Genomic DNA, 25,498 nt, shown 5'->3' with positions numbered 1-25,498 from the left:
TTTTCATTGCTTGATTCTGACCGTGAACGGCCCTGTTGCTTCAATCGCTTCAAACGTCGCCCGCACCGGATAGGCATGCTTCCCGCGCACTACTTCTGTGAGCCGGACGACCGTCAAGGCGACTGCTTCGTCTCCGCTCATCAGTTCGAGCGGCAACTGTTCGACGTTCAAGTCTTGGGCGTAGCCGTTTCGGAGCAACAGCGTCGCCGTCACGTCCGTCTCGTTCGTCTCGACGTGGACGAGCATCATGTTGAACTCGTTCTCGCCGACCGGCGGCGTCGACACGTTCGTCCGGGCAAGTTGCTGCCAAGCGAGCGGTGAAAACGCGGCCCGTTCTGCGTCCAACACCGTCTGGAGCGGGTCGATCGGGTTCATCTGGAAGACGAGACGCATCGAATCGTTCAATTCGAAGTCACCGAACAACTCGTCAGCGAAGAAGTCGAGGTAGACCGGCTTACTCGTCCACGGCTCGAAGTTCGGCAAGTCGACCCGGTTCAGTACTTTCCGTCCGAGCGGCACGTTGTTCGCATCGAGCAACAACACCGGCAACTCATCGATCTCGAACGAGCCTGGGAGTGTGTTGCGGAACAAGGCGACGATCGACAACCCTTCCGATAACAGTTCGGCGTTCAACAGCTCGATCGACAATTGGTTCTCGAGCAGGTTCGGGAGGCGTTTCGCATGATAGCGGAACACGTACTCGTCTTCTTTCGGGATGCCCATCTCGTCATCGAACACGAGCGTCAACTGACGCTCCCCTTCGGCTTTGTTCGTCTCAATTTGCTTACGTTTACGAAATCCTAACATCACGCTTCCTCCTCTACCGGCGCCGCGAAGTAGCGGTCGAGCTGGCATACTTCCATCGTCACGTCACGCGCGATGTTCACATACGTCTGTTCGAAGATCTCGAGACCTTCTTTGCCGAATAGACGGCCCGGGTCTTCCTGCGCGTAACTGCGAAGGCCGATCCCTTCTTTCAATCCGCTCATCATCGTCAAGTGATCCGTCCATTTCATGTCGAGGGCACGGAGGAGCGACTCTTTGACGAAGTGGACGACCTCGTCGCCTTCGAGGCGCGTCTCGGCCGTATTAATGATGTCATCCGTGAAGCCTTTGAGCTCGGCTTTCAGTTCGAACGTATCGGCGACCGCGTCCGACCAGACCGGCTCGCGCATCGTCAAGTAACGGAGGTCGGCCTTCAACTCGTCGATCGGCCATTCTTCCGGGACGAGCTCGTCTGTCACATGCATATCGATGCTGTTCTCGATGGCGAGGCGCATCATGCCGAGGACGTTCTTCTTGATCGCGTCCGCGTCGGCGTTGACGGCTTGGTCGCGAATCGTGTAGACGATGTTGCGCTGCTCGTTCAAGACGTCATCGAGCTTGAACAAGTAATCGCGAATCGAGACACCGATTCCTTCAATCGTCGTCTGCGCGTATTCGATGATGTCGGCCGCCTCTTTCGCAGGGACTTCGCCATGCGCATCCGGCTTCAACTTTTTCTCGATGCGCTCAAGTTTTTGAATCGCATACCGTTTGACAATTTCGTCTTCAAGCGAGACGAAGAACTGGGTCGCCCCAGGGTCGCCTTGGCGGCCCGAGCGTCCGCGGAGCTGGTTATCGACACGTTGCGACTCGTGGCGCTCCGTCCCGACGACGAACAAGCCGCCTACTTCTTTCGATTTCGCGTCGAGCATGATGTCCGTCCCACGTCCGGCCATGTTCGTCGCGATCGTCACTTTACCATATTGCCCCGCTTCAGCGATGATGTCCGCTTCTTGCGTGACGGTCTTCGCGTTCAACACCTCGTGCTTGATGCGTTTTTTCGAAAGGTGCTTGCTGATCGCTTCCGACTGGGCGATCGACGTCGTCCCGATCAACACCGGACGTCCCGTCGCGTGGAGCTCGACGACTTTCTCCGTCACGGCCGCATATTTCTGGTCGATCGTCATGAAGATGCGATCCGGGTAGTCTTCCCGAAGGCGTGGCCGGTTCGTCGGTACTTGGACGACGTCCATGTTGTACGTCTTCAAGAACTCTTGGCGCGACGTCTGCGCCGTCCCCGTCATGCCGCCGATGAGCGGGTACATGCGGAAGTAGTGCTGAATCGTGATCTCGGCCGTCGTCTTATTCTCCTCGGTAATCGTGACGCCTTCTTTCGCCTCGAGCGCCTGATGGAGCCCTTCTGACAAACTGCGTCCTTCCATGATGCGGCCCGTGAACAAGTCAATCAGTTCGATCTTGTCGTCTTTGACGATATAGTCGACATCGAGCTCGAACAAGACGTTCGCCCGGAGCGCCTGCACGAGGTAATGGTACAACACTTGATGCTCGGCGCTGAACAGGTTGTCGATCGCGAACATGTCTTCGATCTTCAAGATGCCCGATTCGGTGAACGCCGACGATTTCGACTCGAGGTCGACCTCGTAGTCGGCTTCGTCGAACTCGGTGACGACCCGCTGCGCGAGCGCCTTCAGGCGGATGTGCGAGCGGTCTTTTTGCGCGATGATGAGCGGTGTCTTCGCCTCGTCGATCAAGATGCTGTCGACTTCATCGATGATGGCGAAATGGAACGGGCGCTGGACGCGCTCTTCTGGCGCGCCGACCAAATGGTCACGCAAGTAGTCGAAACCGAACTCGGTCCCGACGCCGTACGTGATGTCGGCCTGGTACGCCTCCCGTTTCTCGTCCGGTTCGATCTCTGGCACGTTCAATCCGACCGATAGGCCGAGGAAGTCGTGGATCTGCCCGATCTGCTTCGCGTCACGCGTCGCGAGGTATTCGTTCACGGTGATGACGTGGACGCCTTTTCCTTCGAGCGCCTTGACGTAACTCGGGAGCGCGGCGACGAGCGTCTTCCCTTCCCCTGTCGGCATCTCCGAGATGTTCCCTTCAAGGAGGGCAAAACCACCGATGAGCTGGACGTCATAGTGACGCATGCCTAAGACGCGCACGGCCGCCTCACGGACGAGGGCGAACCCTTCTTCAGCGATGTCGTCGACTTTCGCCCCGTCTTCGATTCGTTGTTTCAATGTATCGGTATACGCCCGCATCTCGTCGTCCGAGAGGGCTTGGATTGTTTTTTCTAAGTCATTGATGCGTGCGACGCGTCGTTCGTACCCTTTCAAGCGCCGGCTTTGATCATTCGTCAATTGTTTTACAAATTGGATCACGTTATAGCCTCCATCTATCTTACATTCGTCAATTGCATACCCGTCTATTATAGCGAAAATGAGACCGTTTCGGAGACTTTTTTACGAAATCTTCCTAAAAGATGGTTTTTGTTTTATGAAATTCATATAAAAATTGGGTAATTTTCAAAAAGTGTTTACAAATTTATTTTCAAATTCATATTTGAGACGGCGTGAGACCGTGTTACGATGATAAAAACAGAACATTTGTTCGTAAAAGGAGTGATGACGATGCGACGTCGGATTTTTTGTATCGACAGCGTCTCCTTCTATGCGAGCTGCGAATGCGCCGCTCGCAACCTAAATCCGTACAAGACGAAGTTCGTCGTGCTGTCGAACCTAGAGGACCACGGCGCGCTCGTCCTCGCCGCGACGCCACCGATGAAACGGCTCGGCATCAAGACCGGGGCGAGACGGTTCCACATCGACCGCTTGCCGTGGCAGGACCGAAAGCACGTCCTCTACGCCGAGGCACGGATGAGCCACTATTTGAACGTGTCCGTGCAAATCGTCCATATCCTGCACCAGTTCGCACCGCCCGAGGCGATCCGCGTCTACTCGATCGACGAGACGCTCGTCGACTTGTCCGGCACCGAGCGGCTGTTCGGGAACGACGAGCACGTCGCCCGCCTCATCCGTTCGACCGTCTTCCGCTACACCGGCATCCCGGTCACGATCGGCATCGGTCCGAACAACGTCCTCGCCAAGCTCGTCCTCGATTTGCATGGGAAGAAGACCGGTGTCGCCCGCTGCCTCCTCCACGATGTCGAGAAGCTGATCCATCCGGCACCGATCGAGAAGATGTGGGGCGTCGGCGCGAAGATGGCCGTGCATCTGCAGCGACTCGGCATTTTCACGATCGGCGACCTCGCTCACTATCCGCTCGACGTGTTGCACGAGAAGTTCGGCGTCATCGGCGCCGAGCTGTGGCATCACGCCTGGGGGATCGACGAGTCACCGACGATCCTGCCCCCGAGTTCGTTGTTCGGGGCGAAGCGGCAACGCCCGCGTACGATCGGGCACGGCATCACGCTCATGAAAGATTACACGACGTACGCCTCGATCCGGCTCGTCTTGCAGGCGATCGCCGTCGAGGTCGGGATGCGCACCCGGCAAGCCGGACTCGTCGGCGGGAGTGTCCATCTCGGCGTGCGCTATACGCGGACGAGCGAACGGCGCGGCTTCAGTAAACAAAAAAAGCTCGACCGCTTCACGGCGGACGAGCAGGATTTCTTGCCGGTCTTGTTGGCGCTCTTCCTCGACGGATGGGACGAGACCGAGGCCGTCCGTTACGTCTCGGTCGCCCTCGGCAAGCTCGAGCCACGGATCGACCATGTCCAACTGTCGTTCTTCGAGGACGAATGGGCGAAAGCGCGGCGGTACGACTTTCTCGACCTCGTCGATCAATTGAACGTCCGCTTCGGCCGCGGGACGATCCGGCCGGCGTCGAGCCTATTGAAAGACAGTCCGCTCCGCACCCGGCAGCGGTTGATCGGCGGACATAAACAAGGAGGCGATCCATCATGAGCAAGACCCGTTACAAAGACCGCGGCGAACTGAAATGGATCCCGTTTCTCATGCCCGAGCATGTGGCGCTGTTGAAGCGCTACTACGCCCAAATCCAAAAGATCGAGCTGCCCGATTTAGATGAGCAGCTCCTCTATCTATGGCAGACCGAGCTCGAACGTGCCATCCGGGAAGGCGACGCCGTCGACGTCACGCTGTTCGAGGACGGTGCGACGCGCTCTTTGCGTGGCTACGTCCACGCCATCTATTACGCCGAGCGCGAAGTCGAGCTGTTCGACGGGGCGGTGCAACGCATCCCGTTCGCGAACATCTTGTCTGTCCGTTAAGACGCGTCGATCGCTTCTTGCGTCGTCTCGAACGTGTCGACGTGGTCGAGCACGCCGTAATGCGTGAGCGTCTGCCGCACGGGTGCCGACAAATGGGCGAAGACGACACGGCGGTCGGCCGCTTTCAGTTCCCTGACGACGCGTCGAACCTCTTCGACAGCCGTCACATCGATGACCGGGCAGCGGTGGAAGTTAAAGATGAACACGTCGGGCTCGTCATGGATATGATGCAGGACGTGCTCGAACATCTCGATCGCCCCGAAGAAGAGCGGTCCCTCGACGCTGAAGACGACTTGTCCGTCGCGCGTCACGTACCGTTCCGTCTGTTCACGGACGTCGATCGTATCGGCCATCCGTTTCGCGAACAAGGCGAGCGCACAGATGACCCCGACCTCGACGGCGACGACGAGGTCGACGAACACGGTCAGACCGAGTGTGATGAGGAGGACGAGCGACTCGGCCGACCGATGCCGCAGCATCTCGAAGACGTGGTGCCGCTCCGACATGTTCCAAGCGACGCGCATCAAGATCGGCGCGAGCGCGGCGAGCGGGACGTAGCTCGCGAGCGGTGCCAATACGAGCACGGCGAGAAGCACTGTCAACCCGTGAATGACACCGGAGCGGCGGCTGACGGCACCGGCTTGAATGTTCGTCGCCGTCCGGGCGATGGCGCCCGTCGCCGGGATGCCGCCGAAGAATGGGACGACGACGTTGGCGAGCCCTTGCCCGAACAGTTCCTTGTCCGGGTTCATCTTCGTACCGGCCATCCCGTCCGCGACCGCACCCGACAACAGCGACTCGAGCGCCCCGAGGAAGGCGATCGCGAACGCCGACGGCAACAGCGTCCCAATCAGATCGAGGTCGATCGCGAGCCAGTTGAACTCAGGCAATCCGCTCGGGATACCGCCGTAGGCGCTGCCGATCGTCGCGACTTCCCCTGGTATGACGAGACTGACGAACGTCGGCACGAGCATCGCCATCAATAGAAGCGGCAATTTCACGGGCAGTTTCGGCACGAGCCATAGCGTCAAGAAACCGATGGCGGCGATCATGATAGGCGATAGGCTCGCTTCAGGGAGCGACGTCACGAGTTTGAGGAAGTTCTCGTGGAAGTGTGGCGCTTTCTCGAACGTGATGCCGAACAGTTCATCGAGTTGGTCGACGAAGATGACGACGGCGATCCCGGCCGTGAAGCCGATCGTGACGGCGCGTGGCATGAAGCGGATGAGCCGTCCGACACGAAGCACGCTCATGAGGAACAAGAGCAGCCCGGCGAGGAACGTCGTCACGAGCAGCCCTTCGTAGCCGTGCGCGAGCATGACCCCGGAGACAATCGGGATGAACGCACCGGTCGGTCCCGCGATTTGAAACGTTGAGCCGCCGAACAGGCTGACGAGGATGCCGGCGATGATGGCCGTGTACAGCCCGTACACTGGTCCGACGCCCGAGGCGATCGCGAACGCCATCGCGAGCGGGACGGCGACGACCCCGACGGTGATCCCGGCCGAGATGTCTTTTTGCCATCCTTGGCGTGATGTCATGAAGTTGTCCATTCTTGCATTCCTTCTTTCCATGATGTCGAAAACGAGTTCAGTGTACGCCTGTCCCTGTTCTTTGTAAACGACTCCGGCGAAACGTTAACATAATGGACAAAACAAGTGAGATAGTAGTCTTACTTCTAATCAAACTGTATAGAACTGAATTGAGATACAATGAGAAAAACAGTTTGGACATATCGACAATAATATTAATCAAGAAAGGGATTTACTTATGAAAAACCAGCTGAACATTCTAAAAGACCTTTCAAAGTACCGTTCTCCAAATGAAATGGATAGTTACTTCGAGGAAATAATCGGACTTCTAAAACGTGATCGGCGTGCTTTAGAAATTTCAAGGTTACGTAAAGGCTGGTTTAAGGAGTTTCAAGAAGAGTTTGTCCCCGCATATATATTTTCACTTTCTCCTTATTTTCCGGAAGGTGCAAAAACCAAAATCATCATAGGTAGCCAAAATTACGACTTTGTAGTTCTAAAACCTGATGGTGTAGAGGAAAAATATGAAGTGAGTTCTTACATAGATGGAGAACAGGAAGTAGAAATTGCTAAGTCCTTAAATAAAGATGGGATTTGGAGCTCACGCTTAAGAAGTTATGAGCAGTTAGAACAGAACACTGCAATTTATATGGAGGAAACGAAAAACAATATTAGAAAGAAATCCATGAAAGACTATACAGGTATTTCTCTGCTTTTCAGTGTCACTACCTTTCAATTCTCACCTGTAGTGGATACTAGACCAGAGTTTTCAGTCGAGAATTTGATTAGCTTTATCCGAAACACCACTTTTCGAGCAAAACATATCTATTTAATTGTTCAAGACGGTAAAGATAGCCATACAGTTGCTTCGAAAATCATTAAAGTAAAATGAGTACTACTATACGATCGTGCGAAAAATTTTAAAGAATCTAAAAGACGCAACCATCACACAATGGTTGAGTCTTATTTAATTCGTCGGTGCCTCGACGACTTGATCGCCCTCGTCCGCGTCTTCCCCGAGCAGACGGACGTGACGGCCGAACAGCCACATGACGATGAGGTGGGCTTTCGCCTGCGTCTTCGTGTAGAACCACCACGGCAGCGCCGGTACGAATTCATGGATGGCGACGAGCCCTTCGTCCGACTCCGGGAGCCGTCTGAACTCGAGTCGGCCCGTCTTGTCGTCCTCGGTCAGCTTCGTGAACAGTCCGCCATCAATCTCGAATGAGGCCATGTCGTCCGTTGCCTCGTCTTCGAGTGACAGATGGAGCGCGACGAATGACGGTCTTAGGAGCGCGATCTCCCAGTCGTCCTCTTCTTTCGTCGTCTGGATGAGCGGATAGGCGAGCCGGCCGAGCCACTCGAAGTACGTGTCAGCCATCCAAAGCGCCGACTTGTTCTCGGGCAGACCGAACCGTTGAATCGAGCGGACGGTATATTGCTGCGGCTGCTTTTTCTTTTTGCCGCCACCCGACTTCTGTTTTTCCGCTTCTTCGAGCGCGTGCTCGACCGCTTCTTTGAACGGGATCTCCCCTTGTTTGACGCCGGTCGTGTCTTTCGCGACCATGGCGTGACCCATGCTCTCGACGAGCGGATAGACGGTGTCTTTCGGTTCGCCCGTCACGGCCATGACCCAAAGGCGGGACAGCTTGATCGTCGGGAACGGGAAATCGATCATGACGCGACGTTTGCCCATGACGTCAGCCGTATCTTCAATCATCTTGCGATACGTCATCACTTCGGGTCCGCCGATATCGATATGGTGGTCGTACAGCGCCTCAGCCCCGACGACCGAGATGAGCGCCTGGACGGCTTCGCGCAAATCGATTGGGTGCGTCTCCGTCTTCGTCCAGTTCGGGAGGATCATGACCGGTAACCGTTTGACGAGCTTCGCGAGAATCGGGAACGACGAACCTTCCGGACCGATGATGAGCCCGGCCCGAATCGTCGTCACGGGCACCCCTTGCCCACCGAGAATCCGTTCGACCTCGAGCCGGCTCTTCAAGTGACGTGACAACGTCTTCGACTCTTTCGGAATGATCCCGCTCAAGTAGACAATCTGTTCGATGTCGTTTGCTTTTGTCGCCCGGGCGAAGTTATCGGCGATGAGCGCGTCCATGTCTTCGAACGTCGCCTGCGTCAATCCGCCGTCCGGGATCATCGAGTGGACGAGAAACATAGCGTAGTCCGCCCCTTCGCACGCCTCGCGCGTCTGTTCGTAGGAGAACAAATCGCACGACCGCCACGTGATGTGGTCCTCGTCTTCCTTGTTTTTCGTCGAGCGGGACAAGGCGATGATGTCATATTCTTCTTTTAAATGGTCCATCACGTTCGAGCCAATATAGCCGCTCGCGCCCGCGATGACGATTGTTTTCCGCATAGTGGTCACTCTCCCCTTCATTTACACATAAAGGTACTGTACCCGTCTTGGGCTTAGATTAAATCAGTCGCGCGCCCAACAGTATGTATTGGAAAATTTATGTAAACTAAACGCAACTACAACCAGAGGAGGAATGAACATGGGGTTTTGGTATTTCTTGATGCTATTGATCGGTGGATGGCTCGTGATGCGTGGATTATTCAAAAGGAACACAAGCGGACTCGTACGATTCGGCACACTCGTCATTGGAGGGCTGTTAATCGCACTCGGCTTGTTCATGTTCCAAGACGGAAGCGATGCGATTGTGGCGGATTTGTTTAACTTGTGGTGAGAATCAAAGACATAAAACGAGTCGAACCTTCCTAATCAGGTTCGACTCGTTTTATGTTTTCGGTGCCCAATTGGCTTCAAACCCATTCTGCACCGCATAGTTGTACAGGTGAATCAATTTCGTCTCTTTGTACGTCTCCATCCGCTCTGCTACTCGCAAATCATCGTTTCGTTCCACGAGCGCGTAAAGATAATCAACCTTCGCCATCCGATTGTTCTTGCTCGTATTACAAGTCGGACAAGCGAGGACAAAGTTCCATAATACATCGTTCTGTATGTAAGACCACGGTATGAAATGGTCGACATGAATCTGTTTGAGCGGTCTCATACAATAAAAACAGATGGGATGGCCGTGACTCAGTAAAATCTGTTTGAACTCGTTGAGCGACTGCCGGGCCGAGACAAACTCGATTTTGTTCAAGATTCGCTCCATCGCTTCACGAGTATTGTATTTTTCCAGAAAGACGGCGAGCTGATAGTTCGTCACGTTCATCAACACCCGCTTATACTTCTCAAAAAAGACGATATAACCAGGCACGAGTTTGACCCACTCTTCTTTCCGGTTGAATGAATAGACGGTCCCCTCGAACGAAGCATAGAACGAGCCGTACACATACTTCTTATAGAACTGGTTCACGTTTCGAATCAATTGTTGTTGCTGCTGAACAGGCAGGCGGTCAAAGTTCCATGTAGACGGAATCTCATGTGTCGCTTGGAACGTGAGCATCGTTTTCTCGATCGAGCTCAATTTTCCGATTTGATTCACTTGTCGCAATCCGTTCGTCACAATCAAACTCCAATACATCTTCGTCACATGCCTCGAAATTTGGTTGAACGTTAGTACACCAGAATCGCTTAATTCGATGGTACATTCGAGCAAAGCTTTCATGAGCATATGCTTGTACGTCGTCGTGTGTGTCGCGTTCATGAGAAACTGTTGTGTGTGACGCCACAAATCTGTTTCTGTTAAGTACTCGCTTTTCGCTTCAGCGACGCCTAACTCCCAACCCATTATATTCACCACTCTTCAGAATCAAGTCACTATGTCGAATAATAAAATCAAGCGAATATGCGAAACCAAGAAACGTTGATGCTTGAGTTAACAATATGCCCTATTCAGACAGCCTTCACCATTCCACGTGATTATAAAATTCAGATGGGTAATGAATTTCTGAAGGTAGACACCGATGTTCGATTGCCGCTTCGATCACGAGCCTTTTTTGGCGGTCATAATCTGATGTCAGCTGACAGGTGCGTTTCGCAAAAATATTGAAATTCTTTTGACGCTTCTCTATATCTAAATCGTTCCACTTACTGTTCAAGTAATCAATATATTGCATATAGATAATACGATTGACACTATTTTCAGTAATCCATTTTTGAAAACTTGCGAATTGTCTTGAAGTAACCGTTTCTGCCACTAGCTTAGTGATTGCGGATTGTAAGATGCGTGCCTGTGTAATATGCGGATCCCAATTAGTGGCCTTTGAAGATTTCTGATAATCCTTAATACATGTTTCTAATGAGAAGACGATATAAAGAATCTCTGGCCAAAACGTTTCAAATGAAAGATATAAATTTTGTTTCGGACCGACAAGCGATAAAAAAGCCAAATGCTCCTCATCAAATCCGTGTTCTGCAAAGGTCGCATTACGGTGACCCATAAACGTGTGTCTAACGTCGTAGCAAAAACCTAAAATCCGAAGTATCGATCCATCCTCTATATCTGGATCCACATTACCAACTAGCTTATGTAAAGACTCGTATAACGCTCGAAAATCGTCTGGTTCTCCCGAAAGTAAAACACCCGTCATATTAGGTGTGTGTGATGCCACTAACATCTAATCCCTCCGTTATCTAGGTATAGAAAGTATTATGAGAAGCTCGATAAAGCTAGCTTACCATGCAATGAAATCAAAAGAACATCAAATAATAAACTGAACTGAACACCAAGTGAAAACCTGTCATCAAGTGTGTTCCATCCCTCGGTTCAGTTCGTTTCAAATCTAGAGACACAAGAAAAGGATCACCCATGCATAAGCTACGCACGGATAACCCTCTTCTTTTATTTCAACTTCTCAAGGCAAAACACCTGAAGTCAGCTAAACTGTGTGATCACTCACCAGCTTGTTTCTTCTCATTTTGCTTCTGCAAATACGCTTCTCGAAGCTGATTGATCTTGTCTTTTTTATTCGAAACAGCTGGTTTCTTACCGTCTTGATACTTGGCAGCCGCCGCTTTACTTCTCGTATCTAATTGATATTTCCCCATTCGATTCACCTACTTTCATCTAATTGTGAGACTTGCTCCACTAAAATCAAAAGACCTTCTAATCTCAATGAAATTAGAAGGTCTTCATTACAAATCATTGATTCCAGTCATTGTAGACTGTTTAAAAATGGAGACGGCGGGAGTCGAACCCGCGTCCGAAGGCATCGTAACGCATGCTTCTACGTGTGTAGTTTATCTATTGCATCTCAATGTGACACTGCCGATAAACAGGCGTTGTCGCATCCAGTCTGGTTCATCTCTTCTTCGCGCCCTCAGACGGCGAGGTTGAAGCGTAGCTTGCTTAGTTTGAGACCCTGAAAGTCATCCACACAAGCGATGGATGTCAGGATCCGCAGGGCACTTAGGCTGCTGCGAGTTGTGTGTTAGTTTTGCCAGTTATAGGCGTTTGCGTTTTTACGAGGCCGACCCCTCGACACGCCACATACGACCGACCTACCCCCGTCGAATCCATAACGTCCCCGAAGTGGTAATTGGTACTATCACTACTATACCACAATCAGGTCTCGCTGTCAGTATTTTTGCCGGTCCCGGAGTGCACGGTCGACGTCGCGCTTCGCGTCTTTTTTCTTCAAGTCGTCGCGTTTGTCATACTTCTTCTTCCCGCGGCCGATCCCGAGGAGACATTTCGCGAATCCGTTTTTAATATACACTTTGAGCGGGATGATCGTGTAACCGTCCCGGCCTTGTGCACCGATGAGTTGGTTAATCTGCTTCTTATGCAACAATAGCTTTCGAACACGGAGCGGCTCGTGGTTGAACCGGTTCCCTTGCTCGAACGGGCTGATGTGACAGTTATGAAGCGTCGCCTCGCCGCCGTCAAAACGGACGTAGGCGTCAGCGATATTGATCTTTGACTGGCGCACCGATTTGATCTCGGTACCCGTCAACACCATGCCGGCCTCAATCGTGTCCTCGATCGCGTAATCGAATGACGCTTTTCGGTTTTGGGCGAGCACGTTCGAATCTTTCTTCTTGGCCATACACCTTCAGTCCTTTTCCTCAATATAGAGGAGGGGTCACCCCCTCCCATTAACGACGCTTTTTCGCTCCGCGTTTCGCGTCGCCTGTTCGTTTTTGTTTATCTTTCTTCTTTAAGTCGAGTGCCGAACGGCCTTGTGACGGCTTGTCCTTCGGCTTCTCACCTGGCTTGGCTGCTGGTTTGCCGGGTTTACTGCCCGGTTTCCCTGGCTTGCCGCGCTTCGGACGTTTATCGTCACGGCCACGGCCCCCGCGCTTATCGTCTTTCTTTGGACGGCCTTCCGTCGCTTTGATCGTCGTCGGTTGACGACGGCGCGACTGTTCACGCTTCGGCATGCCGACGATCGTGAAGTCGATCGTCCGCTCGTCAAGGTTGACGGCGTCGACTTTGACGCGCACCGAGTCCCCGATACGGAACTGACGTTTCGTCCGTTCGCCGAGGAGCATGAGTTGCGACTCGTCGAAGTGGTAATAGTCATCCATCGATTGGAGACGAACGAGCCCTTCGATCGTGTTCGGGAGCTCGATGAACATCCCGAAGTTCGTGACGCCGCTGACGACACCATCGAACTCTTCACCGATACGTGATTCCATATACTCGGCTTTCTTGAGCGCTTGTGTCTCACGCTCGGCATCGACCGAACGACGCTCACGTTTCGACGCTTGTTCGGCGATCGGGCCGAGACGGTCCTCGTACTTCGCGATCGTCTTCTCTGACAAGTCTTGATTGAACGCGTACGTCCGCATGAGACGGTGGACGATCAAGTCCGGGTAACGACGAATCGGTGACGTGAAGTGCGTATAGAAGTCCGTCGCGAGACCGAAGTGGCCGAGGGAGACGTCGTCGTACTTCGCCTGTTGCATCGAGCGGAGCATGATCGTGCTGATGACCGCTTCTTCCGGCTCCCCTTCGATCGCTTTCAAAATCTTTTGCAGCGTCTTCGGTTCGACCGTCTGGCCTTTGAACCGTTCGATATGCACACCGAAGTTGGCGACGAAGTCGAAGAAGAAGTCGAGCTTATCCGACTTCGGATTGTCGTGGACACGGTAGATGAACGGGACGTCCATCTTGTGGAAATGTTCCGCGACCGTCTCGTTCGCTGCGAGCATGAACTCCTCGATCAACTTCTCGGCGACCGAACGCGGACGGAGGACGATGTCGGCCGGTTTGCCTTCGTCGTCGACGACGACTTTCGCCTCGGCGAAGTCGAAGTTGATCGCACCGCGCGAACCGCGGCGCTTGCGGAGCACCTCGGCGAGTTCCGCCATCAAGTCGAACTCTCCGATATACGGTTCGTAGCGCTTGAGCGTCTCTTCGTCATCGCGCTCGATGATCTCACGGACGTTCGTGTACGTCATCCGTTCCGTCGTCTTGATGACACTCGGGAACAGTTCATGGCTAACGACTTTCCCGTTTTGCGGGGAAATCTCCATGACACAGCTTAGCGTCAAGCGGTTGACGTGCGGGTTGAGAGAACAGATCCCGTTCGAGAGACGGTGCGGCAACATCGGGATGACACGGTCGACGAGATACACACTCGTCCCGCGCTCGAACGCCTCGATATCGAGTGGCGAGCCTTCCCGCACGTAATGCGAGACGTCGGCGATATGGACGCCGAGCTCATAGTTGCCGTTGTTCAGCTTCTTGACGTGGACGGCATCGTCCAAGTCTTTCGCGTCTTCGCCATCGATCGTGAAGATCGTCTCATTACGAAGGTCGACGCGGCCGATGAAGTCTTTCTCGTCCGCCTCGTCCGGCACGGCGTTCGCCTGCTCGATGACGTCCTCTGGGAACTCGGTCGGGATCCCGTGCTTGTAGACGATCGACAAGATGTCGACGCCCGGGTCGTTTTTATGTCCGATGATGCGGACGACGTCACACGCACCGGCGAAGCGTCCGTCGGGATACTTCGTGATGCGGACGACGACTTTATGGCCATCGACGGCACCGAGCGAGTTGCCCGGGTTGACGACCGGCCAGAAGTTGATGCGCTTGTCGTCCGGCTCGATGAAGGCGAACTGGTCGAGACGACCGCTCGGGAGCGTATACGTCCCGACGAATTCAGACAAGCCCCGCTTCAATACTTTGAGCAGGACGCCTTCGGTCTTGCCACGGTTGTCCTCGCGTTTTTTGACGAGGATCGTGTCGCCGTGATAGACGTCTTTCAATTGGTCCGGTGGCAAGAACACATCTTCTTTCTCGCCATCGACCGATAAGAAGCCGAAGCCGCGCTGATGGATCGAGATGATCCCGGCAGCTTGGCCGAGCACGGCGAGCGTCCCGTAACGGTTCGTCCGCGTCCGGCCGATCAAGCCTTCCGCTTCTAGTTCGTTCAATGTACGGATGAGCTCTTTAAAGGCATCCGTCGACTCGAGCGCTAATCGCTCGGTCAATTGGTCGACAGTGAGCGCTTTGTCGCTCGACTGTATGATTTCTAATAGTTGGTCACGTAAATTCAACGTGACACCTCCTTTTTCACACTGACCAGTCTAACGTTTCGAGAAAATCGAGCACGTCCTGGTGCAGTTTCTCTTTTTCTTTGTCGAGGGTGATCACGTGTCCCGACTGTTCATACATGAGCAGTTCTTTTTGGAACGCGTTGATCGCCTCGTAAATCTCGTGTGCAGATTGAGGATCAACCATGCGATCTTTCGCCCCTTGGACGACGAGCGCTGGAACGAAGATATCTTCTAGTTTCGTTGTCGTCTCGCGGACGAACGCACGAAGGTCTTTGAGCGTCGGCATCGGCTTGAATTCTGCCATCTCTTGCTCGATTTGCTCAGTCGTTTTTTCTTCTCTTGATTTATATTCTCGGGCGTACGCCTGGACTCCTTTATAGAGGCGGTCCTCGGCGTCGATTCCCGTCGGTGCGCACATCGGGATGACCCCTTTGACACTTTTCTCTGAGGCGAAGCGAAGCGACATGACGCCGCCGAGCGAGAGGCCACAGACGGCGATTTCGTCATACCCTTTGTCTTTTAGCGCTTCATACGCGTCTTGCACGTCTTGCCACCAGTCGGCTGGTCCGAACTGAAGCAATTCTTCCGGCGGGACGCCATGTCCCCGATACTGGGGTCCCATGCAAGTGTAGCCTTCTTTTTGTAGGAAACGGCCGAGCATGCGGACGTCCGCGCTCGATCCGGTAAAGCCATGTAACATCAACACGGCACGTGGTCCGCCTTCAAAGAAAAACGGTTTCGGTGCAGTCACTTTCATCGTTCAAGTCATCTCCTCGTACATTCCAATATTCCCAAAAAAAATTGTAAAAAAACAAAAGCTGACCGCCTCACGTAAAAATCGAGAACGATCAGCCTTTCATCATAATGATGCGACTAGTAATCCTAAAATGAAAAACAACGTGCCTAGTACAGCTGCAGTTCGGTTCAAAACAGCGTCGAAGCCGCGCGCTTTCTGGCGGCCGAACAACTGCTCCGCGCCACCTGCAATCGCCCCAAGACCTTGCGACCGACCTGACATGAGCAGTACGACGACAATCAATAAGACAGCCACGACGAGTAGGCTGATTGTAGCGATCGTTTGCATAGTAGTCAGTTCCTCCTTCTTTTTACACGCCTTTTATTATATAGAAGTTGACGTCAAAACACCAGCTTTCTAATTATCGGGACGGGTAGCTGAACCCTTCGCCGATGACCTCTTTCACTTGGTGGATGACGACGAAGGCACGCGGATCGGTCACTTCGACGATTTTCTTGAGCGGACCGACTTGGCGCTTGTCGACGATCATATAGAGCATGTTCTTGTCCTGCTTCGTGTAGTAGCCATGTCCGTGGATGATCGTCGCCGAACGGCCGAGCGTCTCGGTCAAGACGACGGCGAGCTCTTCTTGTTTGTCGCTGATGATCGTGACGGCTTTACGGATGTTCAAACCTTCGGCGACGAGGTCGATGACCCAAGAGCCGATGATGATGGCGATGAGCGTATAGAGGACGACTTGCTCGCCGAGGAAAATACCTGACATCCCGACGACGATGGCATCGATGATGAACATCGACACGGCGACGCTCAAGTGGAGATACCGCTCCATGAGCCGGGCGATGATGACACCGCCCCCGGTCGTTCCGCCGACGCGGAGCACCATGCCGATACCGACGCCGATCATGATCCCGGCGTAAATGGCCGCGAGTAACTTGTCTTCGGACGGGCTGCCCCAGCTATGGGTGATGCTCAGGAAAAATGATGTCGCGACGACCGCGACGACGGAGTACACCATCGTCCGGCGGTCGAGTAGCTTATACCCGATGATGAACAAAATCCCGTTCCCGATGATCGATGTGACGCCGAGATCCCATTCGAACAAATAGAACAAGATGATCGTCACCCCGAGCAGACCCCCTTCTGAGAAGTCGTTCGGGACGGTGAAGTAGTTCACCCCGAAAGCGAGGATGAACGAACCGGCGATGATCCAGGCGATGTCCTTCACGGAGATCGATTGGAGTTTCTTCCATACTTGTTGACGCAATAGATGTTGTTGTTGACGTTTCATAAGTTTTCCCCCTTCCACAGAAAAAAGACCGCGGCCAAAACCGCAGTCTTCTCGTTATACTGGCTTTGGCGCACCGTCTTTCATAATCGGCAACTTGCGGTCTGCGACGTTTTCGTAGACGGACAAGAGTGCCTCTTTTTCCAAATCCCAATTATATTGTTCACGTGCCGTCTTCGTGTTCTCTTTCACACGGGCGTAGAGCGCCTCGTCTTCAAGCAAACGGTTGACGCCTTCGGCGATCGATTGTGGGTCGTGCGAGTCGACGACGACACCGACGTCGTTCCCGGCGACGACACGTTCGATTTCCGGGAAGTCGCATGACACGACCGGCACTTCGGCCATCAAATATTCGAACAGCTTGTTCGATGACGCCGAATAGTGGTTGAAGCAGACATTGTTCAACACTTGGAAGCCGAGATACGCGTTCATCGTATAGTACGGTAACGCCTCGACCGGCACTTTGTCAATCATCTTGACGCGGTCCGCCACGCCTTCGTCTTCAATCATCTGCTTGATTGTCGGCTTCAGTTTCCCGTCCCCGATCATGACGAGCGTGCCTTCCTTGAAGTCTTTCGCCGCGAGGATGAGCTGTTCGAGACCACGACCGGCTTGAATGCCGCCTTGGTATAACAAGATCTTCTCATCGCTCGGCAAGTCGAGCAACGCGTGCAAGTCTTTCCGGAGCGAGAAGTCGAGCGGACGATAGAACGGATAGTTGTGGAGCACGTACGGATAGAAGCCGTACAACTTCTCGTTGTGCGCCGCACGCGTATGGTTCTCGACCATCATCGTGTCGACGTATGGCAAGAGCCAGCCTTCAAGGTTACTTTGGATGTAGCCGTAGCCGGTCCGGTCCGTCTGGACTTCGTGCGAGTCGTAGACGATTTTGCCTTTGTTGACGAGCTTCCCGGCGATGAGTGCCTGCGGGAGCGTGTTCAAGTCGTTGGCGTGGTAGAAATCATACGACTTCTTCGTCGAAGCGAACACCATCTCGAGCATCGCGCTCAAGTTGACGATGTTTTTCCGGACCGGTGGGAGCAGGATCGCCCCAGCCGCGGCACCGAGCCCGATCATCGTCAGCGGGGCGAGGACGAACAGGCCGGCACCGACGAGACCGGCCCCGATTTTACGTGTCTTCTTCTCAGATACCCACGTCCGTACCGATTTGAGCGCCTTCATCCCGTTGACGAGGAGTGACGGTTGGCGTTTCACGCGGATGACGCGGAATCCTTCCGGACGCATCTCTTCAGCCGGGAGCTCCTTGTTTTTCGGATCTTGCAGGGCGATCAGATCGACCTCATACCCTGCCTCGGCGAGCGCCGAACATTCGCGAAGGACGCGGGCGTCATTCGTGAAATGGTTCCATACAAACATACATACCTTCATCGTGTTTCCTCCATCGTTACTTTTTCGATCACGTCTTCGAGGACGTGTATATTGTTTTCCCAACATAAGTTGTCTTTCACGTAACGGACGCCGTTCGCGCCGTACTTGTCGCGCAGCTCAGGGCGTTCGAGCAACGTCCGGAGCGAGCGTTCAATCTCATCGATGTCACGTTTGCGTGACACGTATCCGACTTCCGCCGCTTCGATGACATTCGCCGCATGGCCTGACACCGCCGCGACGATCGGTTTACCGACCGCCATGTAGTCGATCAACTTGCCCGGGATGACCGTGTCGAACACGTCTTGGTCAATCAAGCTGACGAACGCGACATCCGCGTTTTTGATCGCCTGGAACGCCTCGGTCCGCGGCATCGCCTCAAGGAAGAGGAAGTTTTTGAAACCGCGGTCTTTGATCGTCTGTTTCAGCTCGTTCTTCCGATAACCGTATCCGATCAATTTGAAATGGACGCGCGGTTCGTCGCGGAACCGCTCCGCGAGTTCAAGCAAGAGCGACACGTCTTGGGCGAGTCCCATGTTACCGGCGTATAAAATCTCCATCCGGTCATCTGCCGGGACGGTCCGTTCCAAGTTGCGCTCGCTCTCGCGAATCGAGTTCGGCATATAGTGGATCATGTCGTTGTCGACGCCGCGTTGGCGAAGATAACTGCGGAACCCTTCCGAGTTGATGATGATGGCGTCAGCCGTTTTATACAGACGCTTCTCAAACAAGAACGCCGGCGTGAGCATCCAGTCGTACTTGAAGACGCCGACCCCTTTCACCGATTCGGGCCATAAGTCACGGACGTCCAAGACGAACGGCACGCCGTACTTCCGTTTCGCGTAAACGCCGACGAACGCCATAAAAAAAGACGGGGTCGTCGCGAAGACGACATCCGGTTTTTTGTCGAGCGTCCGTACGGCGGCGACGCCTTTGAACATCTGTTCGAGGAACAAGGCGAGACGGCTCACCATGTTCGACGTGTGCTTCCGTTTCTTCGTGATGAGTCGCTTGATGAACGGCTGGTTGTTGAGCGCCTTGTCATTCCAGAAGCGGTCGTCTTGATACAAGTTGAAGTTCGGATACGACGGCGCGGCCGTGATGACCTCGACGTCATAGCCGCGTTCTTTCATGAGATGCGTAATATTTTGCATCCGGTTGCCGGCACTGCCGATCTCCGGATAATAGTTTTGACAGACCATTAACATTGTTTTCAAAAATAACACACCTTACTGTTGTTCGAGTTCGTCCACGAATCGCTTCAAGAGCGCATGGACGTTGGCTTTTAAATCTGGGTCGCACAGTGCATGGGCGATCGTCGCCTCGATGAAGCCGATCGGTTCCCCGACGTCAAAACGGCGCCCGTCAAACTCATAGGCGTACACCGTCTCGACCTCGTTCAGTCGCGCGATGGCGTCCGTCAGTTGAATCTCGCCCCCGGCCCCGACTTGTTGGTCCGACAACGCCTCGAAGACGTCCGGCGTCAAAATGTAGCGGCCGAGGATGGCGAGGTTCGAAGGGGCCTCCTCGACCGGCGGTTTCTCAACGAATGTCCGGACCGGGATGAGCTTTCCTTCGACGGCAAGCGGGTCAATTATACCATATCGTTTCGTCATTTCATACGGCACGCGCTGCACACCGATGATCGAACGGTGATACCGTTCGTATTGCTCGATCAACTGCTGCGTCGCCGGCACGTCCGACTCGATGATGTCGTCCCCGAGCAGGACCGCGAACGGCTCGTCGCCGATGAACTTTCGGGCGCACCAAATCGCGTGGCCGAGTCCTTTCGGCTCTTGTTGGCGTATGTAATGGATGTTCGCGAGATTCGACGAGTGACGGACCGACTCGAGGAGCTCCGTCTTCCCTTTCGACTCGAGGTTTTGTTCGAGCTCGATGGCCCGGTCGAAGTGATCCTCGATCGCGCGCTTGTTCTTCCCGGTCACGATGATGATGTCCTCGATGCCGGAAGCGACGGCTTCTTCCACGATGAATTGGATCGTCGGTTTGTTGACAATCGGGAGCATCTCTTTTGGCATCGCCTTCGTCGCCGGTAAGAATCGGGTGCCGAGCCCGGCGGCCGGAATGATGGCTTTTCGTACGCGTGTCATGGACGTCTCTCCTTTTTTAGCTGCTGTATCTGATTATACCCAATTTGCCCCGATTCACGCATGTAAAAAACGGCCGTGACATGCGTCACGACCATTTCCGGTTGTCCATATACTTGTACAGGAACCAACCGCCGACACCGAGTGCAATCAGGAGTAACAGAAAACCGCTCATCATCATGACGACCGCCCCCTTTTACCTACACTATCCTATTCCCGGAATCGGAGGCGGATATGCTCCGCCCGAACGACCTCTTAAAACCATTTATGGCCGTTCGTTTGGATGAAACGATACTCTGTTTGATAGTGATCGTAATGCCCTTCGTCCATCATCGATTGAAACGCAGTATCCCCTTCCACCGCTTTTCTCTGTATCAACAGACAAAGCGCTTCTATCCGTAACAGCAGCATGTCCAGCAACTCCTTTGTCGAACCTTCCCAGCCGTACGCCTCAAAGAAGAGAGCGACTCGTCGTCGGTACGTCCCATCATCACGATTCGCCTCATAGTGAACGACTTTACCCGACTCGGCTTGATGACGCCGGCTGAGTGGGACGAACGTATAGAGTGCATAGACGATATCCCACGCTCGTGGTCCGGGCGCCGCCAAATCAAAGTCGATGACCCCTGCCACTTTCTCATCATAAAAAATCGTATTGTAGACGGCGAAGTCGTTGTGGCAAATCACTTCAAACGGTTCTGGCGTATTGTCGAGCGGCCGCCAGTCAGAAGGCCACTCGACATCCGCGGTCGCGTCATGAAGCCGGCGCATCAATCGTGCGACGTCTTGAATCGCCTCATCTGACCACATGTACACCTTTAACGGATAATCGGCCGTCTCGCCTTCGAGATACGTCAACACCTCTCGGCCCTGATTATCCACCCCGACAAATCGCGGAACGCCTGATACCCCGCACGCCTCCAAATGTGTTAACAACCAATGGATATTTGCACTTCCCTCTTTCTTCGTTCGATAGACGTGGTTGCCTTTTTTGTGGACGATTGACAAGTTCCCACCGCTCAACCTCTTCTCTTGCTCATGCGATTGGTCCATACGACTCCCCCTACTCCTCATACATAACAAGTTCAGTATACAGCAGGACGAAGGATTGATAATAGTTCTTGCCATCATGCTCGAGACGGGACGTACAATCCCGTCCAAGCGGCACCGTGACTCTTGCAGGAAAGCAATCTAACGGAGACCCCGCAAGCACGAAGTGCGAGGAGGCTCCGTGGATTGCCTGCAGAAAGCATCGGTGCCGCCAAGACGGGTGAAACAACAAAAAACAGGCCCGCCATAAGGCGAGCCTGAAAACAATCAATTATTTTTTGAGGTTGTAGAACGACTTGATGCCGTCGTATTTCGCTACATCGCCGAGCATGTCTTCGATGCGGAGAAGTTGGTTGTACTTCGCGATACGGTCTGTACGCGAGAGCGAACCAGTTTTGATTTGACCAGCGTTTGTCGCAACAGCGATGTCCGCGATTGTCGCATCTTCTGTTTCACCAGAACGGTGTGAGATAACAGCTGTGTAGCCAGCTTTTTTAGCCATTTCGATCGCGTCGAATGTTTCTGTGAGCGTACCGATTTGGTTAACTTTGATGAGGATCGAGTTCGAAATGCCTTTCTCGATACCTTCAGCCAATTTCTCAGTGTTCGTTACGAAGAGGTCATCCCCAACGAGTTGAACTTTGTGGCCGATCTTGTCAGTGAGAAGCTTGAAGCCGTCCCAGTCGTTCTCGTCGCAACCGTCTTCGATTGAGATGATTGGGTACTTGTCAACGAGCTCAGCGTAGAAGTCTACGAGCTCAGCAGTTGTCATTGACTTGCCTTCGCCAGCGAGTTCGTACTTGCCAGTCGACTTGTCATAGAACTCAGACGATGCAACGTCCATCGCGAGGTAGATGTCTTCGCCAGCTTTGTAACCAGCTTTTTCGATCGCTTCAAGGATAACTGTGATCGCTTCTTCGTTTGACTTAAGGTTTGGTGCGAAACCACCTTCGTCACCGACAGCTGTGTTGAGGCCCATACCAGAAAGAACTGATTTGAGGGCGTGGAATACTTCTGCACCCATTCGGAGCGCTTCGCGGAACGATGGCGCGCCTACAGGCATGATCATGAACTCTTGGAAGTCAACGTTGTTGTCAGCGTGCGAACCACCGTTGATGATGTTCATCATTGGAGTTGGGAGCGTCTTCGCGTTGAATCCACCGAGGTACGTGTAAAGTGGAAGGCCGAGCTCGTCTGCTGCTGCGTGTGCTGCTGCCATAGAGACACCGAGAATCGCGTTAGCGCCGAGTTTACCTTTGTTTTTCGTACCGTCGAGCTCGATCATTTTAGCGTCGAGTGCGTTTTGGTCGAAGACATCGTAGCCGATGAGTTCTGGTGCGATTGTGTCGTTTACGTTAGCAACGGCTTTAAGTACGCCTTTACCAAGGTAACGTGACTTGTCGCCATCGCGGAGTTCGACTGCTTCGTGCTCACCAGTTGATGCGCCTGATGGGACGAGGGCACGGCCGAAACCGCCGTCTTCTGTGAAGACTTCTACTTCGATTGTTGGGTTACCGCGTGAATCCAAAATTTCGCGTGCGTAAATTTCTGTAATCATTGACATATTAATTCTCTCCTTTTTGGTTGGAAATTATTTTTTTGTAACGATTGATGTACCGGTCATTTCAGCCGGTTGATCCGCACCGAGAAGGTCGATCAACGTCGGCGCGAGGTCGCAAAGCGAGCCTTTTAGAACTGGTTTCAGTTCAACGCCTGACTTCGTGATGATACATGGGACAGGTTCTGTCGTATGCGCCGTCATCGGTGAGCCGTCCGGGTTCGTGACGAGGTCAGCGTTCCCGTGGTCCGCCGTGATGATCGCCGCGCCGCCTTTGGCAATGAGTGCGTCCACTACTTTACCGAGGCATTCGTCGACGACTTCGACCGCTTTTTTCGTCGGTTCGAACATACCCGAATGACCGACCATGTCCGGGTTCGCGTAGTTGATGATATACGCATCGTACGTATCCGACTCGATGCGCTCCAAGAGACCTTCTGTGAGCTCGTATGCGCTCATTTCCGGTTTCAAATCGTACGTCGCGACTTTCGGCGACGGCACGAGGAAACGATCTTCGCCTTCAAACGGTGTTTCTTGTTGTCCGTTCAAGAAGAACGTGACGTGCGGGTATTTCTCAGTTTCCGCGGCGCGGAGCTGTTTATACCCTTGCGCGGCGAGCGTTTCGCCGAGCGTGTTCTTCAAATCTTCCGGTGGGAAAACGATGTCTGTGTCGATTTCATCCGAGAACTTCGTCATCGAGACGAGCAAAATGTTGTCTGGATGTGTGTTTGAAAGTTCGAAGCCTTTGAAGCCGGTCTTCTCTTTGAACACTTTCGCCAGTTCGATCGCCCGGTCCGGACGGAAGTTGAAGAACATGATCGCGTCGTTGTCTTTGATCGTCGCGATCGGTTGACCGTCTTTCTCGATGACCGTCGGGTTGACGAACTCATCCGTGAGGCCCGCTTCATACGACTGGTTCAAGACGTCGACGGCGTTCGTGCCGACTTCTCCTTTGCCGTTAACGAGGACGTCGTATACTTTCTCGACGCGCTCCCAACGGTTGTCGCGGTCCATGGCATAGTAGCGTCCAGACACGCTAGCGACTTGACCGACACCGAGTTCAGCGAGCTTCGCTTCCGTCTCTTCGAGAAAGCCTGCACCTGATTTCGGATCACAGTCACGGCCGTCCGTGAAAGCGTGAATGTATACTTTTTCAATGCCATGAAGTTTTGCGAACTCAACGACAGCGAACATGTGTTGAATGTGGGAGTGGATCCCACCGTCCGAGACGAGGCCCATGATGTGGAGACTTGAATCGTACTTTTTCACATGTCCCGCCAAATGGTTCATCGCTTGACGGTCGAAGAAAGAACGGTCTTTGATGGCGTTATTGACGCGCGAGAGTGACTGATAGACGACTCGTCCGGCACCGATGTTCAAGTGACCGACTTCCGAGTTACCCATCTGTCCTTCCGGAAGGCCGACGTACTCGCCTTGCGCGTTGAGAAGCGTATGCGGATACGTTTCCCAGAAGCGGTCGAAGTTCGGTTTGTCCGCCGCAGCGACCGCGTTACCGAACGTCTCGTTCCGCATGCCAAAACCATCTAAGATGATGAGGGCGACTGGTCTTGCCATTTAAATCGCCTCCAACAACTTGAGGAACGAAGCAGCTTCAAGTGAAGCACCGCCGACGAGTGCGCCGTCGATGTCTTCTTGCGCCATATACTCCTTGATGTTCTCAGGTTTTACAGAACCGCCGTATTGGATGCGTACTGCAGCCGCTACGTCTTCACCGTAAAGACCTTTCACCACGTCACGAACATATTTGCATGAGCTTTGCGCATCTGCTTCGTCCGCTGATTTACCCGTACCGATCGCCCAAACTGGCTCGTAAGCGATGACGAGTTGTTTCACTTGGTCAGCTGAGAGGTCCGCGAGGCCACCTTCGACTTGCGTCTTGATGACTTCTTCGAACTTGCCGCCTTCACGTTCCTCGAGTGTTTCACCGACACAAACGATTGGCGTAAGACCGTGTTCGAACGCTTTTTTCGTTTTGCTGTTGATGAACGCATCCGACTCGCCGAAGTATTCACGGCGCTCTGAGTGTCCAAGGATGACGTACGTCACGCCGAGGTCAGCGATCATGGCCGGGCTCGTTTCACCTGTGTATGCCCCGCTGTCTTTGTCGTACATGTTTTGGGCACCAAGCTTCAAGTCTGATCCTTTTGCTGCTTCTACCATTGGAGCTAGGAAGACAGCTGGTGCGCCGATTGCCGCGTCAACTTTGTCTGTTGACGGGACGTTGTTTTTGACTTCCTCTACGAAAGCGACTGCTTCCGAGAGTGTTTTGTTCATTTTCCAGTTACCTGCAATAATCGGTTTACGCATCGATAACCCT

23 protein-coding genes and 1 other RNA gene are annotated in these 25,498 nt (G+C 53.4%); 4 read left to right on the top strand and 20 right to left on the bottom strand.

Features of this window, described 5'->3' with window-relative positions; genetic code table 11:
• Nucleotides 1–3 precede the first annotated feature (3 nt).
• Nucleotides 4–807: an SLAP domain-containing protein gene (locus P398_RS0107240; RefSeq protein WP_029334617.1), complete on the bottom strand. Its 804-nt coding sequence runs from the start codon at nt 805–807 to the stop codon at nt 4–6.
• Nucleotides 807–3,173: an accessory Sec system translocase SecA2 gene (gene secA2, locus P398_RS0107235; protein WP_024370400.1), complete on the bottom strand. Its 2,367-nt coding sequence runs from the start codon at nt 3,171–3,173 to the stop codon at nt 807–809. The genes P398_RS0107240 and secA2 overlap by 1 nt, the downstream gene beginning before the upstream one ends.
• Nucleotides 3,174–3,422: 249 nt before the next feature.
• Here secA2 and P398_RS0107230 point away from each other — a divergent pair, with 249 nt between their 5' ends.
• Together P398_RS0107230 and P398_RS0107225 are read left to right on the top strand one after the other, a co-directional pair.
• Complete coding sequence (locus tag P398_RS0107230; protein ID WP_029334616.1) at nt 3,423–4,718, top strand: Y-family DNA polymerase; 1,296 nt, start codon at nt 3,423–3,425, stop codon at nt 4,716–4,718.
• Nucleotides 4,715–5,044 (top strand): YolD-like family protein, encoded by a 330-nt coding sequence (locus tag P398_RS0107225; RefSeq protein ID WP_029334615.1) that lies wholly within the window; start codon nt 4,715–4,717, stop codon nt 5,042–5,044. Before P398_RS0107230 ends, P398_RS0107225 begins: the two co-directional genes overlap by 4 nt.
• Here P398_RS0107225 and P398_RS0107220 read toward each other — a convergent pair.
• Entirely contained in the window at nt 5,041–6,585 is a 1,545-nt protein-coding gene (locus tag P398_RS0107220) for a SulP family inorganic anion transporter (protein ID WP_235263316.1), read from the bottom strand. The two genes, P398_RS0107225 and P398_RS0107220, sit on opposite strands and share 4 nt — an antisense overlap.
• Before the next feature lie 229 nt (nt 6,586–6,814).
• Between P398_RS0107220 and P398_RS0107215 the strand changes: the two genes are divergently transcribed.
• Nucleotides 6,815–7,468 carry a hypothetical protein gene (locus P398_RS0107215; protein WP_029334613.1) on the top strand — a complete coding sequence of 218 codons (654 nt, stop codon included), beginning with the start codon at nt 6,815–6,817 and terminating at the stop codon, nt 7,466–7,468.
• A 75-nt stretch (nt 7,469–7,543) separates the two neighbouring features.
• Here P398_RS0107215 and P398_RS0107210 read toward each other — a convergent pair whose 3' ends face one another.
• A complete protein-coding gene (locus P398_RS0107210) occupies nt 7,544–8,956 on the bottom strand; it encodes an NAD-dependent epimerase/dehydratase family protein (protein ID WP_051638887.1) in 1,413 nt (470 codons plus the stop codon).
• 139 nt (nt 8,957–9,095) lie between these two features.
• Between P398_RS0107210 and P398_RS0107205 the strand changes: the two genes are divergently transcribed.
• Complete coding sequence (locus P398_RS0107205; protein WP_029334611.1) at nt 9,096–9,287, top strand: hypothetical protein; 192 nt, start codon at nt 9,096–9,098, stop codon at nt 9,285–9,287.
• Nucleotides 9,288–9,338: 51 nt separating this feature from the next.
• On the opposite strand, the gene P398_RS0107200 is transcribed toward P398_RS0107205, so the two are convergent.
• The 16 genes from P398_RS0107200 to tpiA all read right to left on the bottom strand — a co-directional run bounded on the left by P398_RS0107200 (nt 9,339) and on the right by tpiA (nt 25,488).
• Entirely contained in the window at nt 9,339–10,298 is a 960-nt protein-coding gene (locus P398_RS0107200; protein ID WP_029334610.1) for an HNH endonuclease signature motif containing protein, read from the bottom strand.
• Nucleotides 10,299–10,413: 115 nt separating this feature from the next.
• The gene (locus P398_RS0107195) at nt 10,414–11,127 is read right to left on the bottom strand and encodes a DUF6904 family protein (protein ID WP_029334609.1); all 714 of its coding nucleotides are present in this window, start codon (nt 11,125–11,127) and stop codon (nt 10,414–10,416) included.
• Between the two features lie 274 nt (nt 11,128–11,401).
• Nucleotides 11,402–11,557 (bottom strand): hypothetical protein, encoded by a 156-nt coding sequence (locus P398_RS0107190; protein WP_029334608.1) that lies wholly within the window; start codon nt 11,555–11,557, stop codon nt 11,402–11,404.
• 125 nt (nt 11,558–11,682) lie between these two features.
• Nucleotides 11,683–12,038: a transfer-messenger RNA gene (ssrA, locus tag P398_RS16575) on the bottom strand.
• Nucleotides 12,039–12,087: 49 nt separating this feature from the next.
• Nucleotides 12,088–12,558: an SsrA-binding protein SmpB gene (gene smpB / locus P398_RS0107185; protein ID WP_029334607.1), complete on the bottom strand. Its 471-nt coding sequence runs from the start codon at nt 12,556–12,558 to the stop codon at nt 12,088–12,090.
• Between the two features lie 49 nt (nt 12,559–12,607).
• On the bottom strand, nt 12,608–15,016 hold the full coding sequence (gene rnr, locus P398_RS0107180; protein ID WP_029334606.1) for a ribonuclease R: 2,409 nt from the start codon (nt 15,014–15,016) through the stop codon (nt 12,608–12,610).
• Nucleotides 15,017–15,032: 16 nt separating this feature from the next.
• The gene (locus P398_RS0107175) at nt 15,033–15,773 is read right to left on the bottom strand and encodes an alpha/beta hydrolase (RefSeq protein ID WP_029334605.1); all 741 of its coding nucleotides are present in this window, start codon (nt 15,771–15,773) and stop codon (nt 15,033–15,035) included.
• A gap of 102 nt (nt 15,774–15,875) precedes the next feature.
• Nucleotides 15,876–16,100, bottom strand: coding sequence for a preprotein translocase subunit SecG (gene secG / locus P398_RS0107170; RefSeq protein WP_012726902.1), 225 nt, complete (start codon nt 16,098–16,100; stop codon nt 15,876–15,878).
• A gap of 73 nt (nt 16,101–16,173) precedes the next feature.
• A complete protein-coding gene (locus P398_RS0107165) occupies nt 16,174–17,061 on the bottom strand; it encodes a YitT family protein (protein ID WP_024370411.1) in 888 nt (295 codons plus the stop codon).
• Nucleotides 17,062–17,115: 54 nt separating this feature from the next.
• The gene (locus P398_RS0107160) at nt 17,116–18,447 is read right to left on the bottom strand and encodes a glycosyltransferase (protein WP_034799001.1); all 1,332 of its coding nucleotides are present in this window, start codon (nt 18,445–18,447) and stop codon (nt 17,116–17,118) included.
• Nucleotides 18,444–19,652, bottom strand: a complete 1,209-nt coding sequence (locus P398_RS0107155; protein ID WP_034799383.1) for a glycosyltransferase family 4 protein — start codon at nt 19,650–19,652, stop codon at nt 18,444–18,446. The genes P398_RS0107160 and P398_RS0107155 overlap by 4 nt, the downstream gene beginning before the upstream one ends.
• 21 nt (nt 19,653–19,673) lie before the next feature.
• A complete protein-coding gene (galU, locus tag P398_RS0107150; protein ID WP_024370413.1) occupies nt 19,674–20,555 on the bottom strand; it encodes a UTP--glucose-1-phosphate uridylyltransferase GalU in 882 nt (293 codons plus the stop codon).
• Nucleotides 20,556–20,807: 252 nt separating this feature from the next.
• Nucleotides 20,808–21,605 (bottom strand): phosphotransferase, encoded by a 798-nt coding sequence (locus P398_RS0107140; RefSeq protein ID WP_029334601.1) that lies wholly within the window; start codon nt 21,603–21,605, stop codon nt 20,808–20,810.
• A 268-nt stretch (nt 21,606–21,873) separates the two neighbouring features.
• A complete protein-coding gene (eno, locus tag P398_RS0107135) occupies nt 21,874–23,166 on the bottom strand; it encodes a phosphopyruvate hydratase (protein WP_024370414.1) in 1,293 nt (430 codons plus the stop codon).
• Between the two features lie 27 nt (nt 23,167–23,193).
• On the bottom strand, nt 23,194–24,735 hold the full coding sequence (gpmI, locus tag P398_RS0107130) for a 2,3-bisphosphoglycerate-independent phosphoglycerate mutase (protein WP_029334600.1): 1,542 nt from the start codon (nt 24,733–24,735) through the stop codon (nt 23,194–23,196).
• Complete coding sequence (gene tpiA / locus P398_RS0107125) at nt 24,736–25,488, bottom strand: triose-phosphate isomerase (protein WP_024370416.1); 753 nt, start codon at nt 25,486–25,488, stop codon at nt 24,736–24,738. It abuts the gene before it with no gap.
• Nucleotides 25,489–25,498 lie beyond the last annotated feature (10 nt).

The organism is Exiguobacterium aurantiacum DSM 6208, assembly GCF_000702585.1.
GTDB classification, from domain to species: Bacteria; Bacillota; Bacilli; order Exiguobacteriales; family Exiguobacteriaceae; genus Exiguobacterium; species Exiguobacterium aurantiacum.
The sequence above is the reverse complement of the archived record's forward strand: the minus strand, read 5'-3'. Positions and strand labels throughout refer to the sequence as shown.

Coding starts and splice junctions, on each gene's coding strand:
- P398_RS0107220 (WP_235263316.1), bottom strand. CDS start 6,585: ATGACATCACGCCAAGGATGGCAAAAAGACATCTCGGCCGGGATCACC.
- P398_RS0107215 (WP_029334613.1), top strand. CDS start 6,815: ATGAAAAACCAGCTGAACATTCTAAAAGACCTTTCAAAGTACCGTTCT.
- smpB (WP_029334607.1), bottom strand. CDS start 12,558: ATGGCCAAGAAGAAAGATTCGAACGTGCTCGCCCAAAACCGAAAAGCG.
- P398_RS0107205 (WP_029334611.1), top strand. CDS start 9,096: ATGGGGTTTTGGTATTTCTTGATGCTATTGATCGGTGGATGGCTCGTG.
- P398_RS0107225 (WP_029334615.1), top strand. CDS start 4,715: ATGAGCAAGACCCGTTACAAAGACCGCGGCGAACTGAAATGGATCCCG.
- secG (WP_012726902.1), bottom strand. CDS start 16,100: ATGCAAACGATCGCTACAATCAGCCTACTCGTCGTGGCTGTCTTATTG.
- P398_RS0107210 (WP_051638887.1), bottom strand. CDS start 8,956: ATGCGGAAAACAATCGTCATCGCGGGCGCGAGCGGCTATATTGGCTCG.
- P398_RS0107160 (WP_034799001.1), bottom strand. CDS start 18,447: ATGAAGGTATGTATGTTTGTATGGAACCATTTCACGAATGACGCCCGC.
- P398_RS0107195 (WP_029334609.1), bottom strand. CDS start 11,127: ATGTTAGTGGCATCACACACACCTAATATGACGGGTGTTTTACTTTCG.
- P398_RS0107140 (WP_029334601.1), bottom strand. CDS start 21,605: ATGGACCAATCGCATGAGCAAGAGAAGAGGTTGAGCGGTGGGAACTTG.
- gpmI (WP_029334600.1), bottom strand. CDS start 24,735: ATGGCAAGACCAGTCGCCCTCATCATCTTAGATGGTTTTGGCATGCGG.
- eno (WP_024370414.1), bottom strand. CDS start 23,166: ATGTCAATGATTACAGAAATTTACGCACGCGAAATTTTGGATTCACGC.
- P398_RS0107240 (WP_029334617.1), bottom strand. CDS start 807: ATGTTAGGATTTCGTAAACGTAAGCAAATTGAGACGAACAAAGCCGAA.
- P398_RS0107190 (WP_029334608.1), bottom strand. CDS start 11,557: ATGGGGAAATATCAATTAGATACGAGAAGTAAAGCGGCGGCTGCCAAG.
- P398_RS0107230 (WP_029334616.1), top strand. CDS start 3,423: ATGCGACGTCGGATTTTTTGTATCGACAGCGTCTCCTTCTATGCGAGC.
- galU (WP_024370413.1), bottom strand. CDS start 20,555: ATGACACGCGTACGAAAAGCCATCATTCCGGCCGCCGGGCTCGGCACC.
- P398_RS0107155 (WP_034799383.1), bottom strand. CDS start 19,652: ATGTTAATGGTCTGTCAAAACTATTATCCGGAGATCGGCAGTGCCGGC.
- P398_RS0107165 (WP_024370411.1), bottom strand. CDS start 17,061: ATGAAACGTCAACAACAACATCTATTGCGTCAACAAGTATGGAAGAAA.
- P398_RS0107200 (WP_029334610.1), bottom strand. CDS start 10,298: ATGGGTTGGGAGTTAGGCGTCGCTGAAGCGAAAAGCGAGTACTTAACA.
- tpiA (WP_024370416.1), bottom strand. CDS start 25,488: ATGCGTAAACCGATTATTGCAGGTAACTGGAAAATGAACAAAACACTC.
- P398_RS0107175 (WP_029334605.1), bottom strand. CDS start 15,773: ATGAAAGTGACTGCACCGAAACCGTTTTTCTTTGAAGGCGGACCACGT.